Consider the following 1,010-nt stretch of genomic DNA (forward strand, 5'->3'; position numbering starts at 1 on the left):
GCAGACCCTGGTGCCCCGGCGCCTGCGGTCCCAGCCGGGCCGATGGCGGCGCTGGGACTGGGCGAACGATCGCCCGGGCGGGCAGGAGCATGTTCCTCCCGGCGGTGCGCTGATCGTCGAGGGCTGCGGTGCGTTCGCGGCGGGGGTGCCGGCGCGCGCGGCGCTGCGGATCTGGGTCGACGCGCCCGACGCACTCCGTCGACGTCGCGCCCTCGACCGTGACGGCGGCGCCTACGACCCGTACTGGGACATGTGGGACCGCCAATGGCGCCGATACGTGCACCGCACTGCGCCGACCGCTCGTGCCGACGTGCGGCTGCGCCGCACCGGACGGTCGCACGGAGCCCGGCCCCGACCCGGGCGCGGCTCCTGTGCACGCGCGTTCCCGCGGGCTAACGTAGTGGCATGAGTGCAGACGCAGCAGCAGAGTACGTCGCCGAGTTCATCGACGGGCCGCTCGAGGGCGACTTCGAGAATCGGGTTCTCGTCGGCGGCAAGCCCGAGTCCCGCGTCGGCATGCTGGCCGCGGTCGACGGCCTGGAGTCGCTGTTCTGGTACGACGCCGTCGATGAGCGCGAGGTCAACGGGCAGGTGCGCGTGCGGTTCCGCTTCGACGCGGGCGACTCCGATCCGGTCGAGTTCGACGAGGACGACAACGACTGAACCGGTGACCTGCGCCCGCTGAGGCGCCCCCCGACGTCGGGCGATCCGCTCCCGTCGCTCAGTCGCCCTGGCCGGCGAAGAACGCCGCGATGAGCGTCGACGGGTTGGTCAGCCGCCAGATCGGGCCGGGGTCGCGGATGTCTCCCGAGAGTTGCAGCGGCGACGCGATCTCGCCCGTCGCGGTGGCCACGGCGACCCGGCCGACCTCGCGGCCCTCGGGCGCCGTGGAGAACGGATCCACGGTCACGGATGCCGCGCCGAACGACTCGCCCCACGGGGCGTCCGTGCGGTCGACCGCTGCCACGAGTTCGGCCTCGTCGCCCCACGGCGCCCGAACCGCCCCGTAC

At 73.8% G+C, this 1,010-nt stretch carries 1 protein-coding gene and 2 pseudogenes; 2 read left to right on the plus strand and 1 reads right to left on the minus strand.

The window, feature by feature from the left end:
* Window positions 1-409 (plus strand): annotated as a pseudogene (locus GH736_RS24775) (hypothetical protein); the annotation flags it as partial.
* A complete protein-coding gene (locus GH736_RS23435) occupies window positions 406-663 on the plus strand; it encodes a hypothetical protein (RefSeq protein WP_159607466.1) in 258 nt (85 codons plus the stop codon). The pseudogene GH736_RS24775 and the gene GH736_RS23435, both read left to right, overlap by 4 nt.
* A 58-nt stretch (window positions 664-721) precedes the next feature.
* Here GH736_RS23435 and GH736_RS23440 read toward each other — a convergent pair.
* Window positions 722-1,010: pseudogene (locus tag GH736_RS23440) on the minus strand (hypothetical protein); the annotation flags it as partial.

Origin of the sequence: Agromyces humi, assembly GCF_009720255.1 — a bacterium.
GTDB classification, from domain to species: domain Bacteria; phylum Actinomycetota; class Actinomycetes; order Actinomycetales; family Microbacteriaceae; genus Agromyces; species Agromyces humi.